Origin of the sequence: Streptomyces sp. NPDC005435, assembly GCF_040703155.1 — a bacterium.
Classification (GTDB): domain Bacteria; phylum Actinomycetota; class Actinomycetes; order Streptomycetales; family Streptomycetaceae; genus Streptomyces.
Genome location: NZ_JBEXEQ010000018.1, coordinates 148,710 through 166,198 on the forward strand (window position 1 = coordinate 148,710; position 17,489 = coordinate 166,198).

Here is a 17,489-nt window from a genome sequence, read left to right on the forward strand (position 1 = left end):
CGTGATCGGTATCAACGAGTCAGTGATGCGGTTTCTTCTGGCGTTCATCGTCGCCGTCCCGCTTCTCGGCGCCGCCGCGGCTCTCCTGCCGGCACCGCCCGGGCTGAAGGGGAAGTCCCCCGACCAGGCCGTACTCCGCCACGGCGTGACCGTGACCGGCGCCGTCCTCATCGCCGCGATCGTCCTCGCGCTCGGCTTCGACCACGACCACCCGTCGAGGATGCAGGCCCAGACCGACATCAGCTGGATCCCCGCACTCCATGTGCGCATCCACCTCGGCATCGACGGCATCTCGCTCCCCCTCGTCGTCCTGACCGCGCTGCTGACCTTCCTCTGCGCGCTCTACTCCTCCTCCAAGCCGCCCACGGGCCCGTCCCCGAAGGCGTTCACCGCCCTGGTCCTGCTGCTCGAAGGCGGCACCCTCGCCTCCTTCTCCGTGCTCGACCTCGTCCTCTTCTTCCTCGCGTTCGAGACCGTGCTCGTCCCCATGTACTTCCTCATCGCCCGCTGGGGCGGCGAGGGCCGGAGCAGGGCCGCGTGGAAATTCATCCTGTACACGCTGCTCGGCTCCGTGATCATGCTGCTCGGCCTGCTCCTGATCGGGATCAAGGCGGGCACATTCGACATGGTGGCACTAGCCACTGACAACGGCCGGTCCCTGAGCACATCCGTGCAGGTCATCGCCGTTCTGGCGATCGGCATCGGGCTCGCCGTGAAGACCCCGATGTGGCCCCTGCACAGCTGGCTCCCGGACGCCCACACCTCCGCCCCGACCGTCGGCTCGGTCCTCCTCGCCGGCGTCCTGCTGAAGATGGGCACGTACGGGTTCGTCCGCATCCTGCTCCCCGAGGCCCCGCAGGGCTTCCACGTCTTCGCGCCCTACCTCGCCGCCTTCGCCGTGGTCGGGATCGTCTACGGCTCCCTGGCCTGCCTCAACCTCGCCAAACCCGGTGCCAAGGGCGACCTCAAGCGGCTCATCGCCTACTCCTCCGTCGGCCACATGGGCTTCGTCCTGCTCGGCATCGCCACGATGACCCCGACCGGCGTGAACGGCGCCCTGTTCGCCAACATCGCCCACGGCCTCATCACCGGCCTGCTGTTCTTCCTGGTCGGCGCCCTCAAGGACCGCACCGGCAGCACCGACCTCGACACCCTGGCCGAGCACACCGGCGCCGCGCTGTACGGCAGGGCCCCGCGCCTCGGCGGACTGCTCGCCTTCGCCGCCGTCGCCTCGCTCGGACTCCCCGGACTCGCCGGGTTCTGGGGCGAGATGCTCTCCCTGTTCGGCGCGTTCCGCCCCGCCGCCGACCTCAACCGCACCGCCTACCTCGTCTTCATGGCGATCGGCGCCTTCGGCACCCTGCTCACCGCCGCCTACCTCCTGGTCGTGGTCCGCCGGGTCTGCATGGGCGACACGCGGCGCGACCTGCCCGAACTCACCGACGTCCGTGGCTACGAGCTGGCCGCCTGGACCCCGCTCGTCGTCCTCACCCTCGTCGCCGGACTCTGGCCGAGGTCCCTGCTCGGCCTCACCGACCCGGCCGTGCAGCAGCTCCTCGCGGGAGGCACCCGATGACCGCCCCGGCCCACTACCTCGCCCAGTCGTGGGGCGGCCACGTGGCCCACTTCGCGTTCGACGCGGCGGCCCACACCGTGGCCGACCCCCTCCTCTCGGCGGCGAGCAGGCCCGTGGCCCACGCGCTGTCCCAGCCGGTGGTCCAGTCCGTCGACTGGCTCGCCATCGCCCCGCCCGTCCTCGCCGCCATCACGGCCCTCGTCGTGCTCGTCGCCGACCTTTTCCTGCCGGACGCCCGTAAACCCCTCCTGGGGTGGGTTTCCATCGCGGGCCTGACCGCCGCCGGGCTCATGCTGCTGCCCCTCCTGGACGGCGACCGCGCCACCTTCTGCGCGGGAAGCGGCACCACGCGCGCGTGCAGCTACACCGCCGACCACTTCACCCTCGCCATCCAGCTCCTCGTCCTCGGCGGCGCCCTCCTCGCCGCCCTGCTGTCGATGACCGGCCTGAGGGACGAGCACCGGCGCGTCCCGGCCGGCGAGTTCTGGTTCCTGCTGCTCTCCTCGGCCGCCGGAGCCGCCCTGCTGCCCGCCTCCCGCGACCTCGCCACCCTGGTCGTCGCCCTGGAGGTCGCCTCGCTGCCCGCCTTCGCCCTCGTCGGCATCCGGCACGGCGACCGGCGCTCCGCCGAGGCGGCCCTGAAGTTCTTCCTCTCCTCGGTCACCGCCACCGCCGTCAGCCTCATGGGCGTCAGCTTCGTCTACGCCTCCACCGGCAGCCTCTACCTCACCCAGATCGCCCAGCACCTGCCGCACGTCGACGGCCAGTTCCACGTCCTCGCCCAGACCGGCGTCGTCCTCACCCTGATCGGCTTCGCCTTCAAGACGGCCGCCGTCCCCTTCCACTTCTGGGTGCCCGAGACCTACGTCGGCGCGCCGCTGCCCGTCGCCGCCTACCTCTCCGTCGTCGGCAAGGCGGTCGGCTTCTCCGGCCTGATCCTCGTCACCGTGATCGGCTTCCCGTCGTACGCCGACGTCTGGGGCCCCGCCCTCGCGGTCCTCGCCGCGCTCACCATGACCGCCGGAAACGCCGGCGCCCTGCGCCAGAGCGGCACGCGCGCATACAGCGCGGTACGGCTGCTCGCCTGGTCCTCCGTCGGCCAGGCCGGCTACCTCCTCGTACCGATCGCCGCCGCCGGATACACCCGCGACGCCCGCCAGGCCATCGGCTCCACCGTCGCGTACGCGCTCATGTACGGCGCGGTCAACCTCGGCGCCTTCGCCGTGGCCGCCCTGGTGGGCCGTACGCGCTCCGCCAACCGCATCGCCGACTACCGGGGCCTGTACGCCACCAACCCCGTCACCGCGCTCCTCCTGGCCTTCTTCCTGCTGTGCCTCGCGGGACTGCCCCCCGGCGTCATCGGCCTCTTCGCCAAGGTCACCGTGTTCTCCACCGCCGTGAACGCGGGCCTCGGCTGGCTCGCCGTCGTCATGGCCGTCAACGTCGTGATCGCGCTGTACTACTACCTGAGGTGGACGGCCCTGCTGTTCCGCGCCCCCGAGGGCGAACCGGCCCGCCACCACGTTCCGGCCCCCCTCACGCTCGCCCTCGCCCTCACCGGTGTCGTCGGCGTCGCCCTGTCCGGGGCACCGGAACTGGTCCTGCGCTTCGCCGTCACGAACCTGTTCTGAGCCACCCGCCCCACCCGTACGGACGTACGGCGCCCCCGCCCGCACCTGGGAACTCGCGGCCGCCGCCTGGCGTTGACCAGTGCGGGAGGGTCCACTGGACCGAAGGGTTCGCTGCACGACTTGGAGGGCGCACCGTGCACCGCCGGCACAACGGGCTCAGGACCGCAGTACTCCTCGGGGGACTGTCGGCGCTCATCATCGTCATCGGCAGCCTCTTCGGGCGTACGGGCCTGATCGTCGCCGTCCTGGTGGCGCTGGCCACCAACGCGTACGCGTACTGGAACAGCGACAAGCTGGCCCTGCGCGCCATGCGGGCCCGCCCGGTCAGCGAGTTCGAGGCGCCGGAGCTCTACCGGATGGTGCGCGAGCTGTCCACGCAGGCCCGCCAGCCCATGCCGCGCCTGTACATCTCGCCCACCGAGGCCCCCAACGCCTTCGCCACCGGCCGCAACCCGCGCAACGCGGCCGTGTGCTGCACCGAGGGCATCCTGCGCCTGCTCGACGAGCGCGAACTGCGCGGGGTCATCGGCCACGAGCTGAGCCATGTCTACAACCGCGACATCCTCATCTCGTCCGTCGCCGGCGCCCTCGCCTCGGTGATCATGTTCCTGGTGAACTTCGCCTGGCTGATCCCCATCGGCCGCTCGGACGACGACGACGGACCCGGCCTGCTCGGCATGCTGCTGATCATGATCCTCGGCCCGCTCGCCGCCACCCTCATCCAGCTGGCCATCAGCCGCTCCCGGGAGTACGAGGCGGACGCCTCCGGCGCCCAGCTCACCGGCGACCCGCTCGCCCTCGCCGGGGCGCTGCGCAAGCTGGAGACCGGCACCCAGCAGCTTCCGCTGCCCCCTGAGCCGCGCATCGAGACCGCGAGCCACATGATGATCGCGAACCCGTTCCGCCCCGGCCAGGGGCTGTCGCGGATGTTCTCCACGCACCCGCCGATGGCGGAGCGCATCGCCCGACTGGAACAGATGGCAGGTCGAAACCGGTGAAGACAGTCCTCAACATCATCTGGCTGGTCCTGAGCGGCTTCTGGCTCTTCCTGGGCTACCTGCTCGCGGGCCTGCTGCTCTGCATCACGATCATCGGCATCCCCTTCGGGATCGCCGCCTTCCGTATCGGTGTCTACGCCCTGTGGCCCTTCGGGTACACCACCATCGAGCGGCGCGACGCGGGCGCGCCGTCCTGTGTCGGCAACGTCCTCTGGCTGGTCCTGGCGGGCTGGTGGCTGGCGCTCGCCCACATCACGACCGGCGTCGCGCTGTGTCTGACGATCATCGGCATCCCGTTCGGCATCGCCAACTTCAAGATGATCCCGGTCTCGCTGCTGCCGCTGGGCCGCGAGATCGTGCGCACGGACGAGCCGTTCGGCGCGCGCTGACGCAACCGTCACCTGCCCGGAAGGCGTCTTCCCGGACGAATCGGAAGACGTACGCCTTGTCTCCTCACCCACATGGTCCTCACCGAATTCTCAGCGGTCGGACAGTGAGGAGACAGCGCGGAAGGGCAGGTAACTCGGCATGAGCATCATCGGTTGGATCATCCTGGGCCTGCTGGCCGGCGCCATCGCCAAATTCCTGCTGCCGGGCCGCGACCCGGGCGGCTTCATCGGCACGACCCTGATCGGCATCGCGGGCGCCTTCATCGGCGGCTGGATCTCCTCCCGCTGGCTCGACCACCCGATCAGCAAGCACTTCTACGACGGCGCGACCTGGGCGGCGGCGATCGGCGGCTCACTGGTGCTGCTGATCCTGTACCGGGTGCTGTTCGGAAACTCGCGGGACTGACACGTCCGGCGGACGACGGAGGGGGCTGCCCGGCCGGGCAGCCCCCTCCGTCCGTCTGTGCCTGTCTGTGCCTACCGGTAGTTCACGAACTGGAGGGCGAAGTCGAAGTCCTTGCCCTTGAGGAGGGCGATGATGGCCTGGAGGTCGTCACGGCTCTTGGAGCTGACGCGCAGCTCGTCGCCCTGGACCTGCGCCTTGACGCCCTTGGGGCCCTCGTCGCGGATGATCTTCGCCACCTTCTTGGCGTTCTCCTGGGAGATGCCCTCCTCGATGGAGGCGAAGATCTTGTACTCCTTGCCGGACAGCTGGGGCTCGCCCGCGTCCAGCGCCTTCAGCGAGATGCCACGCTTGATCAGCTTGGACTCGAAGACGTCGAGAACGGCCTTCACGCGCTCCTCGGAGTTCGCCTCCATGAGGATCTTCTCGCCGGACCACGAGATCGAGGCACCCACGCCCTTGAAGTCGTAGCGCTGCGAGATCTCCTTGGCGGCCTGGTTGAGGGCGTTGTCGACCTCCTGCCGCTCGACCTTCGAGACGATGTCGAAACTGGAGTCGGCCATGTCCTGTGGCTCCTTGCATCGGGGTGCGGATCGAGTGCGGCCCGGCCCAGGAGGCGACGGCCGCCGCGCCCGGCATCCTGCCGGGCCGCATCCGCACCAGCCTAGGGCCTGTCTGACAATTCCCGTCTGCCTCGCCCTTCGGGCGACGACGCGAATTGTCAGACGGGCCCTGCCACCCCGCACGCCCTGAGGCGGAGATCAATCGGGTGGCGAAGCACCCCTCCGCATCGGGTATTGTTTACGTCGTTGCCAGGGAGCACCGCCCACAGCGGGGCCTTCCGAGCGACAACCCCCGGCGGTGTGCCCGAGCGGCCAAAGGGAGCAGACTGTAAATCTGCCGGCTCAGCCTTCCCAGGTTCGAATCCTGGCGCCGCCACACTGGGGAAAACCCCCTCCGACCTGCCATTACGGCAGGTCGGAGGGGGTTTCTTCGTTCCCACTGCGCGTTCGAATCATCGCGGACAGGCGCGGACGTGTCTCACTCAGTCCCGCCCGAATCCCACTCCTGATCAGTGCGTGTCCCCCAGGTGTCCCCCAGGGGAGAGCATGATCACTCCGGTTCGTTCCACTCCCGGAGGGCCGCGTCGATCCGGCTGTTCGCACGCTCGCGGGTCTGGTCGAGCACCTTGGCGTACACCTTGTGCAGCACCGCGATGCTGTGCCCCGCGCGGCGGGCGCACTCCATGGCGTCCACTCCCGAGCTGAGCCAGAAGGAGACCCCGGCGTGCCGTAGGTCGTAGGGGCGGCGGGCGAGCAGTGAGGCTGTCTCCGCTTCGGTCAGCACCTCCCTGCGGGCCTTTGCCCACACCTCCCCGTAGCCGGTCTCCTGAAGCGGGCCGTTGCGGTTCGTCCTGAACAGCCGACCGTCCGGCGCCGTGCCTTCGGTGGCGATGTGCTGCCGCAGCATGCGGACGAAGTGCGGCGGGATGGGCACTGGACGGGAGTCCTTCTTGGCTCGGGCTTTCAGGTGGCGTGTCTCGTGAGCCGATCCGTCGTCGGTCCAACTACGCCCAGCTCGAACGATGCCTTGCCTGAGCGTGAGCGTCCCCCATCCCATTTCGGGGAGATGGCACTGGCTCACGCGTAGGCCGGTCGCTTCAGCGGGTCGCATGGCCGCGTAGTACAGGCACCCGAAGAACGCTTCCAGATGTCGCCCGCGGGCCCCTTGCTCCCGGACTCCGACCAGCAGCGCGCGCACCTGGCGGGGATTGGCGACGCTCTCGGGGTCCACCTCCTCCACGGACTTCGGGGCGGTCCACTTGACGGTGGAGATCGGGTTGACCGGAAGGGCGAAGTACTTCTCTTCCACGGCAAGTCCGAGAACGTCGCTCAGGCATGCCCGCTTCCGCTTCGCGGTACGTGGGGAAGCCGTCTTGCCGTCCAGTCGCAAGGACAGAGCGTCCAGGGCCAGGCGCACGGTAGCCGGGTCTTCCAGCGCCGACACCTGCATTGAGTGCTTGGTGACCCATGCGAGGGCGCGGGCAACGTCATCCGGCGGGGTCTCGTCCCAACGGTTCCGGTTGTACGCCCACCCATACAACGCCCGCCGCAGGAGAGAGGCATCCGGCATTCCCACCTTCGTTTTCACGAGCGCGGGGGTAATGGTGGCCAGCGCATCGGCGTAGTTCTTCCGCGACTTCGCCGGCGCCTGCGCCCACTTGCGGTCGATGTAGGTGCGGCTGTGCTCGTACCAGGTGACGGAACCCTGCTTCGCGCGCAACTCGGAGACGGGCAGGCCCGTTTCCTCGTCGAACTGGTCGCCACGGCGCACGGCGGACATCAGTTCCGAGCGGCGGCCCTCGGCCTGCACCTTCAGCGTGTAGCTCTTGGAGTGCTTGCGCTCACCGACCAGCCAGCGCAGGCGATAGGGCTTGGGGCGATCCTTGCGGACTTCGATGGAGTAGAGGCGAACGTCGTAGGTCAGTGGCATGCAGACTCCAGAGGGGCCCGCTGGAAGCGGGCCCCTCTCATCTCGTGTGCGGAAGGTGGTCAGGCGGCGATGTCCTCGAAGGACGACCACCAGGCGTCGAGGTCGGTGCGACGGCAGCGGAGCTGCCCGTTCGGAAGCTTGATGAGCTTCGGGGCCTGGCCGCGGGCGCGCATGCGGTAGAAGGCGGCGCGGCTCATGCCGATTTCGGTGAGGACTTTGGGGAGCTTGAGCATCTTGGTGCCGGCCAAGGTGATGACTCCTTCGGGGTGTCGGGCCGTGGGGCCCCTCTCAGAAGTCCGCTACTTCCGCTACCGCCGCTACCGTGCAGGTCAGAGGGCCTGTCGGAGGTAGCGGACGGGGTAGCGGTAGCGGATGGGTAGCGGCAAGCACCGGGGCTTGCCGCTACCGCATTGGGGCAGGTCAGGCCAGGTTTTCGGTGCCGGGTAGCGGAGGTAGCGGACTTTCCGGGGGTGGGGGGCAGTAGCGCTGCCAGGCGTCGTGCAGATCGGCGGCGTAGTAGCCCTTGAGGACGCTCGCTCCGGTCTTGATGTTGCGGGAGGCGATGGGCTCGTTGTCGGCCGTCATGTACTCCGCGAGCATCTTGGACAGGCGCCGGTTGTCGAGCGGCTTGCCGCCCATGTCGGCCCAGGGGGCGTCGTCCATGGAGTTGAGCCGGTCCAGGATGGCGACGGTGGGCAGGCGGTCGATGCCGGTCATGACGTGGTCGCGCAGGTCGGTGAGGAGCCGGACGCCGACGCTGCCCTTGTCGTTGGCGCGGGAGGCGGTCACGAGCGTGACGCACGCGGCGCGGGCCCGCTCGGGCCAGGTGCCTCCGACCGCGTCCGCGATGGCGAGCAGCGGCTCCCACACGTCGGCCGGCCGGTCGGTGACCCCCTCGGGCATCTCGGGCCAGGCGCCCATGACGAACCCGCGGGCGTGTTCGGCCCACGCGGCGAGCCGGTCGCGGAGCTTGTGGCCCTCGGCTTCGTGGACGCGGGCCCTGAACGGCTCGACCTTCTCGTTGCGTGCGCGGCGGCGCATGCGGATGATGACCGACCGGCTCAGGATCGTGTCGGGCAGGGAGCCGAGTCCGGCGACCGCGACCGCGCAGTACGACGGGAACGCCTGGACGGTCTGCTGCCCGCCGTCCCCGACGCACCGGTAGGTGACTCCGGCACGGCGGTGCCCGGCGTTCAGAAACCCGCGCAGTTCCTCGTTGTCTCCCGCTTTGGGGCCGAAGACGGTGTCGATCTCATCGAACAGGATCGTCGGCTTCCCGTTACCACTGGAGACGGACCGGAACAGCGCGGCGGCGGACGCGTTGACGGCCGTCATCGGCTGCGGGACCAGCGTTTCCACGATCTCCAGCGCCCGTGTCTTACCCGACCCCGGCTCGGGGGAGAGGAAGGCGATGCGGGGGGTGGAGTCGAAGCAGTCGAGCAGGTGCGCGTGAGCGTCCCACAGGGCGACGGCCACGTAGGCGGCTTCGCTGGGGAAGACGTTGAAGCGGCGGTGGAATGCTTCCACCTCATCGAGCAGCGCGGCCCCGTCGATGGTGTCGGTCATGCGACGGCCCTCCTTTCGGGGGTGGTCTTGGGAGCTCCCGCGCAGGCGGATGTGTGGGCGTCGTACTCGGCCACGAGCGCGGCAACCCGGCGGGCGCCCCTGGCCGTGCCGGTCTGCCCGCACCGGCAGGCGTAGGCGGCGCTGGGTGGACTGCCCTCGCGGGTGGACCAGCGGGCACCATCCCCGTGATCGCGGTAGACCGGCGGGGCGAAGACCCGGATGCCGGGCCGATCCGGGGTGGGGTCGGGGCTGGTGTACAGGTCGGATGCAGTGAACTTCTTCGACCGAAGGGCAGTTACGACGCCCTTGCGGGCGGCGCCCTTCGGCTCGCCCACGGCCGTCGGGTCCACAGCCTGTGGAGCGGCGCGCCGTTCGGTCGTGGTGGGGGAAGGGCAGTCCAGGAGGGGGGAGTTGGGGCCGGTCATGCGGCTTCCCGCGGTGTGGCATGGGACAGGACCCAGTCCATGGCGCTGCGGATGGTGGTGCGGCACTCGGCCGGCGGGAGTCCGGTAGTCTCTCCCGCCGCCTGGATTGCCTGCTCTGCCACGTGCCGGGGGAGGTGGCCCCACGCGACGAACCGGGCCACCTTGCAGGCGCTTTTGTGCAGGGTGTTGTTGCGGCCGTCTGGCCCGCCCTCGGCCGCGGCCGTGATGACCGCGCATTCGCGTTCCAGCGCCACCTGAGCGGCCCGCGTCCCGTCCCGCACGGGCGCGAGGTCCACGGCGACCGGCTTGGGGTGTTCGGTGAGCAGCGCCGCCAGCCATCCGGGGAGCGGGACGACGGGGGCATCATCTGTGACCTCGTACGCCCCATCGGGGGTGGTGCTGCCGGGGGCGACGACGTATCCGCCCCATGCTCGGGTGTCGATGTGGGGTCCGAGCTTGCCCGCGCTGCACTTCAGCCGCAGCTCGGTGGGGGCGGTGAAGTACAGGTGCTCACCGCCGCGTGCGGTCCGCACCCGGTAGGTGGTGGGGATGGTCTGCCCGGTGCGCTCGCAGAGCGCCGCGAGGGAAGTGGCGCCGTCAGGCGCTCCTTCTCGTTCTTCGGGCTTGCGCACGTCCAGGTCGACTACGAGCAGCCCGGCGGGGCCGGTAGCGATCCCGACGTTGTACGGCCGCATCGCCCACGTCGCGTGGATCAACTCGGGGTCGGTGGTGGCGCGCTGCTCGGGCTTGCGGTGCCCGCCCGTGCAGCGTCCCGTGCCAGGGCAGGCCCGTTCGGGGTGCCCGGCGGGCCGCTTCGCCCGCGGATGCAGGGGGATGACCGGCCAACCACGCTCCGCCGAAGAGAGGGCGGAGGCGAGCAGCGGCAGGCAGGACAGGTCAACGGTCAGAGGCTTCATGCCGCGCTCCCGTCGATGAGTAGCGTCTGCTGGTGCACGGGGATGGCGTTGATGACGCGCTGGCGCCACTTCAGGGCGTAGTCGATGCAGTTCGCGCAGTTCTTGTGCGTGTGACCGGGCAGCGGGGGTCGGCGGCGGGCGTGGGAGCTCCACGCGGCGGAGTCCGCGGAGGCGAGGAGGTGCCCTACGCGTTCCAGGCCGAGGATTTTGAAGCCGAAGCCGTGCAGGTTGAAGCCGTGGGCGGCCATGGCGGTGACGATCGCGGCGCCCTGGTGGGTGGACTGCAACCGGCACACCGATCCCAGCCCCACGACCGGCTCAGCCCGCAGGTCGACGCCGGCCGTCTCGTACAGCTCCACACACTGCTCGTACTCCGGGATGCGGCGGCCTTGCAGGACGGGCGCAATGCGCAATTCGGGTGCGAGGGAGCGCAGTTCGAGGAAGTTGGCGACGGTGCGCCGCTGGTGTTCTTCCACGCTGAGGTGGGTGCCGACGAAATGCTGTCCGCCGAACCAGCCGCCGTTGATGATGGCGTCCTCGCACATCCAGTCCTGCGGGGCGGCCCAGTCGTAGGGGCCCACGTGCTCCCAGATCCGGCGCAGGTCCTGCACGTACTGGCGGGGGGTGCGGGTCCATGTGCCCCGGTCCTTGAGCTCCGAGAAGCCGCCGGAGTCGATCGCGTACGGGCCTTGGGCCACGTCCCACTTCACAGCCCGGTCGAAGTGCTCGGACTTCAGGAACAGCGGCACATCGGTCAGACGCAGCCAGTGCCGCTTGTGAGTGGTCAGGTAGAACCGCATCCGATCCGCGCCGGGAGCTCCCACCCCGGAGGGACGGTTGTCCGGCGGTAAGGCTCGCCGGGTGGGGATGAGTTGGGTCATGCTGGAGGTCTCCAGTTCGTTACGACCGTGCTGGATTGGCGGCGGCCCCGGTTCTTGGCGGAGTGGGGGCCGCCGTTGTCGTGTTCGTGTGGTTCAGGCGGCGGCGGTTTTGTCGCCGCGGTTGGTGGTGGTGAGGGTGCCGTCGGGGGTGCGGGTGATGTGGCCGGTGCCGGTCAGGTGCTTGACCGCCTTGGACACCGCGCCCTTGGACAGGCCCGCCAGTTCGGCCAAGTCCTTCTGCCTGACGGGCGTGTCCGCGGTCTCGATGGCCTTGAGGACGCGGGCCGTCGCACTGTCAGCGGCCGGAACGGTCGCCGTGGCTGCGGTGTCCTTGACCAGCGTCAGCGTCGGCGCGCTCGCGGCGGCCGGGGTCGTGGCACGGCTCCAGGGCTCGCGGGCGGGCAGGGCGATGACGACGGCCTTGTCCATGTAGCGGACCTTGACGGGGTCGGGCTTGCGCTTGCCATCGCGGATCAGGGCGACGCCGGGGACGGGAAGTTCGTCGGCGTTCCATCCCTTGGCCTGTGCGTCTTCTCCGAGGACGACGCGGGCTTCGGCCGGTGTGCGGACCGCGAGGCAGATGGAGACGCCGATCTGCGGGGCGATCTGCTTGGGGATGCCGTCGTTGATGGTGGGCTTCTGCGTCATCCACCACAGGTCGATGCACGCAGCGCGGCCCATGCGGGCCAGGGACTCAAGGCCCGGCAGGGCGGAGCGGGTGATGGTGCGGGTCTTGCCCTCGTCGGTGGTCTCGGTCTCGTAGGGGACCTTGTCCGCGGCGGTCATGACCTCGGCGCCCTCGTCCACGACGATCGTGATCCGCGGTCGCTCGGGGGTGGGGGTCCAGGTGTCCTGGCCCTTGGGCAGGATGGACAGCCGGTCCAGCATCTCCGCTTCCAGCTCATCGATCACGTCAATGACTTCGCGCGGGGTGGACGCGACGCGGGCGCGGTGGTCCCACAGGCGGCCTTCCACGCGCTTGAGGTCGATGATGACCAGCGCGTTCGTGGCGCCCTCGGATGCGTCGAACAGCAGCGGCCGGGACGCCACAGACTTGCCGGCGCCGGAGCGTCCGGCGATCAGCAGCCGTTCCCCGAGGGGGACGCTCACCGGCTCGCCGGTCACGGTGTCCACCCCGAGCGAGCGTCGGTCGGGCGTCCACGTCAGGTCGTCGCCGTCGGCCGCGCTGCGGGTGCGCAGGGTCAGTTCGGCCCAGCCGCCGCGCTTGCCCGCCGTGATCTGCATGCGCAGACCGGTGCGGGCCCCGAGCAGCGCGCGGATGTGGTCTTCGGCGCTGCGGAGCTTGCCCGCGGTCCATGTGCCGTCCAGGCGGACCGCGCACACGATCCCGGCATCGGTCAGCGCGGGGCGGCCGGTGAGGGTGCCGGCGAGTCCGCGTTGCTCGGCGTGCTCCTTCCAGTGCTGCGGCTGGAGACGCTTGAGGAGGGCGGACTCTTCCGCGGTGGGCTTGAGTCCGTCGTCCTCGCGGTTGCGCAGCACTGCCCACACGATCGCGGTGGTGAGGGCGGCGGCCACGGCGACCGCGGTCCACATCCAGACGCGGCCGGGTACGAGCGGCAAGCCGATGTAGCCGGCCGCGGCGAGCGCGGTGGTGGTCTTGGTGGTGAACAGCCACATCGGGTCCGGCACGCGCCGCTTGGCGTTGCGGAGTTCGCGTTCGGCGCGGTGGCGGATGGGGGTGATGCCCTCGGGGTCGATGGCGCGGGCGGTTGCGAGCGCGCGAGCCGCGTCCCGCACGAGGGGCTTGCGGTCAGCGCGCAGGGCGCGGCGACGTTCGGCTTCGCGCCGGTAGTGGTCGGCCGTCCAGCGGGCGGCGGTAGCGGCGTACTGGCGGTGAGTGCGCCAGACTTGCTCTCGGCTCACGGGTCCTCTTCTCAGAGTGAGTGGGTCGGACGGTGGCGGGCCGTGCAGGGCCCGCCACTGTCACGGTGAGTAGCCGGTTTCCGGGTTTCCTGGTTTCCGACAGCCCTCTTAAGCGTGCGCGCGCGAGGGCGGAAACTTCCGTCACTGAGCGTCGTGGTGGGGGTTGTGGCGTCCTGGCAGCCGTCCGCGGGTCTCGACCCACACGGAGGGGGTGTCAGGCGCTCCACGGGCCGCCTGCGGCTTCCGCCCTGCTCGGAGCAAGACGTAGGCGAGGCCCGCGGGTTAAGGGTGTGTCAGCGTCCGCGGCGCAGGCGCTTGGCGGCGGCCTTGCCGTCGCTGCCACCGACGGAGCGGACGACGGTGACCACGCCCCAGGCCATGACCGCGGCCAGCAGGGCGAGGATGGCGAGGTTCGCGGCCATCGCGGTGAGCACCCCGACCAGCAGCGGGCCGAAGTAGACCCCGGCGGCGACCGCACCGGCCCCGACACCGGAGCCGAGCGCGAGGCGCTGAACGGTGCGGTCCGGCGGCGCGTGGTGGATGTGCTGCACCACCACCGGCGCCGAACCCGACTGCTGCACCACAGGGGCGGTGCTGCCGTCGTAGACGAACCGGCCGTCCGGCAGCCGGACGACACTGGGAACGGGCAGGCGCTCGGAGTCCATCAGGAACCTCCCACAAGCGGGGTGTCAGCGCAGGGCACGCAGGTGCCAAGCGCGGTCGGGATGACGTATCCGGCGTCACGCCGGCAGGCGTGGCAGGTACGTCGGGCGCGGTTGGCCTTGGCCAGAGCCGCAGACCTGCCCGGCGTCATGGGCCGCACGGGCTTGGCCAGGTCGATGCGGTACAGGTAGGCAACCAGCGGGCCGCGTCGGCGGCGGGGGCGTTCAAGCTGAGCGGCCACGTCCTGACCGCCGGGCCGAAGCCCAGCGGCACGAAGCTGACGACGGGTGGCGTAGCCGTCCGGCGCGGGCCGCCACCGGTAGACCGGCAGCGCGCTCATGCCGCACCCCGGCGGCCGGGGCGACGCCCGGCGACCGACGCGAGCAACCGACCGAACCTGGCCCGGTGCACGAGCGAGGACGACCGCTTGGCGGCGTACATGGCCTCATCCGCGCGGCGCAGCAGGCCAGGGAGTTCCTCGCCGTGGTGGTCGGCGGCACGGACCCACCCGAGTGACACGGTGGTGTGTAGCTGCGGGGTGCCGTCGACCGGGCGGGCGAGGATGCGAGCCAAGGTGTCGAGCCGGTCCGGCGCGGTGTGGTCGCGGTCGATGAACACGGCCGCGAACTCATCCCCACCCAGCCGGCCGACCGTGCCGCCGTGGCCCACAGCGTGGGCGAGGCGGGCGGCGGTTGTGGCGAGCAGGGCATCACCGGCGGCGTGGCCGTGGGTGTCGTTGACCTGCTTGAAGTGGTCCACGTCCGCCAAGAGCACGACCGCCCGCCGGTCGCGGAGCAGGCGGCGGGCGCGGCGGGTGAAGGCGTCCCGCGTCCACAGCCCGGTCAGCGGGTCACGGCGCGCGGTCCGTAACCGGCGCACCATCCACACCGTGTGCACGGACCATCCGGCACCGAGTGCGGCCGCGGCCACGGCGAGGGTGAGAGTGCTCATGAGGACGCCCCCTCAAGGACGAGACCGGCGCCGTCGCGGTGCTCGGCGTAGCGGGCGGACACCCAGCCGACCGACCAGCCGCACAGCTCCGCAGCCGCCCGCACCGGCAGGCCCTCACCGAACGCCGCGTGCACCACCGCGCGAGCCTGGTCCTCGGGAAGCTTCTCGATGGCGGGGCCGGCGGAGAGCAGCGCGGCGCGTTCACGGCGTTCACGCTCGGCCCGCTCCTGCTGCTGGCGGCGTGCTTCCTGCTCGCGCTCCAGCCGGTCCCGCTCACGGCGCTGCGCGGCTTCCCGCTCGGCGTGTTCACGCTCGCGCTGCTGCTGTTCACGCTCACGCTCACGGCGTTCACGAGCCTCCCGCTCCTCCCGCTCACGCGCCTCCCGCTCGGCTCGCTCGGCGCGCCGGGCGGCTTCCTCGCGTTCGGTCTGCTCACGGGCGAGCCGGGCCTCATGCTCATGCTGTTCACGCAGCAGTTGGGCGTTGTGCTCGCGTTCCTCACGGGCCCGCCGGTCCGCCGCTTCCCGGCGTTCCAGGGCGGCCCGCTCGCGGGCTTCCCGCTCGGCGCGCTGCTCGGTCTCCAGCCGCGCCACGGCGGCGGCGATGGCTCGCCGGTAGGCGAGGCTGGTCTCTGCGGTGACGATCAGCAGCAGGGGCGCGACCGAGTGGACGACCACGCCGACCAGGTCTTTCTTCAACGCGGAGTCGGCCGTGTTGAGGGCGAGCGTCATGAGCCCGGTCATCCACCGCAGGACGACCGGCCAGCGTCCGCCGTGCCCACCCAGACGGGCCAGCACGTCATCGAGCTTGACCACGATGACGACAGCGGCATCCACCACGAGCGGCAGGATCGGAGCCGTCCAGGCCCACTGGTCGGCCGTGTGCTGGGCCATCAACGGGGTGACCGTGAGGATGGAGTAGAGCATCGCCCCGCACACGATCAGCCACGTCCCACCCGACAAAGCCTTCTCTGCTGAACGGGTCTGAACGCTGTTCACGCCGCCTCCCCGAGCGTCTTCTCAGCGGGCATGTGCAGCCGACGGAACCTGTTGGACGCGGCGTTGTAGATGAACGCCTCACAGCGCCACGTGAACGCGGCGGCCGGGCGTTCATCGCACCGCTGCCACACGTGGTCCGCCGGCATCCCGTGCGCGCCGGTGTCGGCGTGGGCGTCCGCGCGGGAGGCGTAGATGGTGTGCGGCTCGCCGTGGTGCAGCAGCACCGTCAGCGTCTGGCCCTCCACCGGCCCGGGCCCCTGTTCCTCGCGGAGCCGGCGGATCTCGATGTCCTTGAGCAGGAGTTCCTGCTGCGCGGCGGACAGCTCCCGCATGGCCTGCGTGAGGATCGCCCCCACCTCGGAGGCAGCCGCCTCCGCCCGCTCAGCGCGGTCGGTAGCGGCGCGGGCGTCTTCCTCAAGCTGCGCGATGCGGGACCGGGTGACGATGCGGATCACGCGGCACCGCCCGTCTGCCCGCTCAGGCCGTTGACGTGGTCGCGGTGAGCGGCGAGCAAGCGGCGCCGGGCCCGGCGGATACGGCGGGCGTCCAGCTCGCTCGGCGTACGGTCGATCGTGATGATCTGCGCGTCCAGCAGCTCAACGTCGGCCAGGATGACGGGCATCTCCCGCTCGATCGCGTCCAGCTCCGCGCTGGTCGGCTCCATGAAGTCCTCGAACGCCGTAACAGCGTCCTGAACAGTAACGATGTGGCTCATTGGGTCTGGTTCCTCTCAGACAGGAACGGCCCGAACAGCGGCCCCGGTGTTCCAGCACCGGGGCCGCACGCCGTTGAAGACGGAACATCCGGCTCCCCGCACCCCCGTCCGTACGCCCTCACGCAGTGCGCTGGACGGACAGGCGGGGGAGGCAGCCGGCCGCAGCATCAACGCTGCGAAGCCAGGGGCGGACCGGATACCGCTCAGACGCCGCCGGCCGGTCCAATCACGGCGGCGCCCAAAGCTGTCGTTGACGCATCAGAACTCCTGTAGGCCGAAGGAACGGGACAGTGCTGCAAGGGGGACGCAGTCCCCACCCTCCGGCCGTTGCTCGCGGTCACCGGGCCACCTCGCCAGTCGGGCGAAGCCCTGTCCTCTGGCCTTCGCGGGCGGTCTTGCAGCGTCCTCCGCCCTTGCACACCACGAACCGGGCGCTAACCCGTTATCTGGTGCGCACCAATAGCTTGGCATCTGGTGCGCACCAGATGCAAGGTGGTTCGCCGGATTGGATGGCGTCGACCTTGTTGCGGTGCCTCTCCAGGAGACCGCCATGGGCAGGACCTCCGGTAGCCAACAGGGCTTAACTCTCGTCTTGTTAACCCCTGTTGACCTGCTGCAACGTGCGGCATCCTGTGAGAGTCAGTGATGGCATCAATCGCCGGACGGTGACCTGTGACCACAGGACTTCGGGGCGCGCGAACGGCGCGTGGTTGGTCCCAAGAGCGGCTGGTTCGCGAGATCGAGCAGTACGCCCGACGGCACATCATGGATGTTGCTACGACCGCGAGTTTGCGGGTCTACGTGTCCGAGTGGGAGAACGGCAAGCGCACCATCTCAGACCGGTACGCGGTCATCTTGCGCCAACTCCTGGGGCTGACCGACGGAGAGTTGAGGAACACGGCGCCGTCGTCGGCGCCGCGAGGCCGTGCACGTCGCCGTGTTCGCTGCGGTCCACCTCGCGGACCTCGCCCGTCTCGCGCTCGACGAGCAGCAGCCGGC

At 70.4% G+C, this 17,489-nt stretch carries 19 protein-coding genes, 1 tRNA gene and 1 pseudogene; 7 read left to right on the forward strand and 14 right to left on the reverse strand.

Features of this window, described 5'->3' with window-relative positions; all coding sequences use genetic code 11:
* The first annotated feature begins 1 nt into the window (after position 1).
* From AB0898_RS23365 to AB0898_RS23385, 5 genes are all read left to right on the forward strand, one after another.
* Entirely contained in the window at positions 2–1,576 is a 1,575-nt protein-coding gene (locus tag AB0898_RS23365; protein ID WP_366804911.1) for an NADH-quinone oxidoreductase subunit M, read from the forward strand.
* Complete coding sequence (locus tag AB0898_RS23370; RefSeq protein ID WP_366804912.1) at positions 1,573–3,207, forward strand: NADH-quinone oxidoreductase subunit N; 1,635 nt, start codon at positions 1,573–1,575, stop codon at positions 3,205–3,207. The genes AB0898_RS23365 and AB0898_RS23370 overlap by 4 nt, the downstream gene beginning before the upstream one ends.
* 134 nt (positions 3,208–3,341) lie before the next feature.
* Positions 3,342–4,205: a zinc metalloprotease HtpX gene (gene htpX / locus AB0898_RS23375; protein ID WP_366804913.1), complete on the forward strand. Its 864-nt coding sequence runs from the start codon at positions 3,342–3,344 to the stop codon at positions 4,203–4,205.
* Positions 4,202–4,594: a YccF domain-containing protein gene (locus tag AB0898_RS23380; protein WP_366804914.1), complete on the forward strand. Its 393-nt coding sequence runs from the start codon at positions 4,202–4,204 to the stop codon at positions 4,592–4,594. Before htpX ends, AB0898_RS23380 begins: the two co-directional genes overlap by 4 nt.
* A 139-nt stretch (positions 4,595–4,733) precedes the next feature.
* On the forward strand, positions 4,734–5,000 hold the full coding sequence (locus AB0898_RS23385; RefSeq protein WP_366804915.1) for a GlsB/YeaQ/YmgE family stress response membrane protein: 267 nt from the start codon (positions 4,734–4,736) through the stop codon (positions 4,998–5,000).
* Between the two features lie 71 nt (positions 5,001–5,071).
* Here the strand turns inward: AB0898_RS23385 and AB0898_RS23390 are convergent, their stop codons facing one another.
* On the reverse strand, positions 5,072–5,560 hold the full coding sequence (locus AB0898_RS23390) for a YajQ family cyclic di-GMP-binding protein (RefSeq protein WP_366804916.1): 489 nt from the start codon (positions 5,558–5,560) through the stop codon (positions 5,072–5,074).
* Positions 5,561–5,854: 294 nt separating this feature from the next.
* Between AB0898_RS23390 and AB0898_RS23395 the strand changes: the two genes are divergently transcribed.
* Positions 5,855–5,936: transfer RNA gene (locus AB0898_RS23395), tRNA-Tyr, on the forward strand.
* 174 nt (positions 5,937–6,110) lie between these two features.
* Here the strand turns inward: AB0898_RS23395 and AB0898_RS23400 are convergent.
* From AB0898_RS23400 to AB0898_RS23460, 13 genes are all read right to left on the reverse strand, one after another.
* The gene (locus tag AB0898_RS23400) at positions 6,111–7,490 is read right to left on the reverse strand and encodes a tyrosine-type recombinase/integrase (protein ID WP_366804917.1); all 1,380 of its coding nucleotides are present in this window, start codon (positions 7,488–7,490) and stop codon (positions 6,111–6,113) included.
* Between the two features lie 59 nt (positions 7,491–7,549).
* Complete coding sequence (locus AB0898_RS23405) at positions 7,550–7,738, reverse strand: AlpA family phage regulatory protein (RefSeq protein ID WP_366804918.1); 189 nt, start codon at positions 7,736–7,738, stop codon at positions 7,550–7,552.
* Between the two features lie 172 nt (positions 7,739–7,910).
* Positions 7,911–9,056 (reverse strand): DUF3631 domain-containing protein, encoded by a 1,146-nt coding sequence (locus AB0898_RS23410; RefSeq protein WP_366804919.1) that lies wholly within the window; start codon positions 9,054–9,056, stop codon positions 7,911–7,913.
* The gene (locus AB0898_RS23415; protein ID WP_366804920.1) at positions 9,053–9,481 is read right to left on the reverse strand and encodes a hypothetical protein; all 429 of its coding nucleotides are present in this window, start codon (positions 9,479–9,481) and stop codon (positions 9,053–9,055) included. Before AB0898_RS23415 ends, AB0898_RS23410 begins: the two co-directional genes overlap by 4 nt.
* Positions 9,478–10,398, reverse strand: a complete 921-nt coding sequence (locus AB0898_RS23420) for a bifunctional DNA primase/polymerase (RefSeq protein ID WP_366804921.1) — start codon at positions 10,396–10,398, stop codon at positions 9,478–9,480. The genes AB0898_RS23415 and AB0898_RS23420 overlap by 4 nt, the downstream gene beginning before the upstream one ends.
* A complete protein-coding gene (locus AB0898_RS23425) occupies positions 10,395–11,198 on the reverse strand; it encodes a hypothetical protein (RefSeq protein ID WP_366804922.1) in 804 nt (267 codons plus the stop codon). Before AB0898_RS23425 ends, AB0898_RS23420 begins: the two co-directional genes overlap by 4 nt.
* Positions 11,199–11,372: 174 nt before the next feature.
* A complete protein-coding gene (locus AB0898_RS23430; RefSeq protein WP_366804923.1) occupies positions 11,373–13,163 on the reverse strand; it encodes a MarR family transcriptional regulator in 1,791 nt (596 codons plus the stop codon).
* Positions 13,164–13,456: 293 nt separating this feature from the next.
* Positions 13,457–13,828, reverse strand: coding sequence for a DUF6251 family protein (locus AB0898_RS23435; protein ID WP_366804924.1), 372 nt, complete (start codon positions 13,826–13,828; stop codon positions 13,457–13,459).
* On the reverse strand, positions 13,828–14,166 hold the full coding sequence (locus AB0898_RS23440; protein ID WP_366804925.1) for an RRQRL motif-containing zinc-binding protein: 339 nt from the start codon (positions 14,164–14,166) through the stop codon (positions 13,828–13,830). Before AB0898_RS23440 ends, AB0898_RS23435 begins: the two co-directional genes overlap by 1 nt.
* The gene (locus AB0898_RS23445) at positions 14,163–14,777 is read right to left on the reverse strand and encodes a GGDEF domain-containing protein (protein WP_366804926.1); all 615 of its coding nucleotides are present in this window, start codon (positions 14,775–14,777) and stop codon (positions 14,163–14,165) included. Before AB0898_RS23445 ends, AB0898_RS23440 begins: the two co-directional genes overlap by 4 nt.
* A complete protein-coding gene (locus tag AB0898_RS23450; RefSeq protein WP_366804927.1) occupies positions 14,774–15,775 on the reverse strand; it encodes a DUF2637 domain-containing protein in 1,002 nt (333 codons plus the stop codon). Before AB0898_RS23450 ends, AB0898_RS23445 begins: the two co-directional genes overlap by 4 nt.
* The gene (locus AB0898_RS23455) at positions 15,772–16,230 is read right to left on the reverse strand and encodes a hypothetical protein (RefSeq protein ID WP_366804928.1); all 459 of its coding nucleotides are present in this window, start codon (positions 16,228–16,230) and stop codon (positions 15,772–15,774) included. The genes AB0898_RS23450 and AB0898_RS23455 overlap by 4 nt, the downstream gene beginning before the upstream one ends.
* Positions 16,227–16,490, reverse strand: a complete 264-nt coding sequence (locus AB0898_RS23460; RefSeq protein WP_366804929.1) for a DUF6284 family protein — start codon at positions 16,488–16,490, stop codon at positions 16,227–16,229. Before AB0898_RS23460 ends, AB0898_RS23455 begins: the two co-directional genes overlap by 4 nt.
* Before the next feature lie 672 nt (positions 16,491–17,162).
* Here AB0898_RS23460 and AB0898_RS23465 point away from each other — a divergent pair.
* A pseudogene (locus AB0898_RS23465) lies at positions 17,163–17,405 on the forward strand (multiprotein-bridging factor 1 family protein); the annotation flags it as partial.
* Positions 17,406–17,489 lie beyond the last annotated feature (84 nt).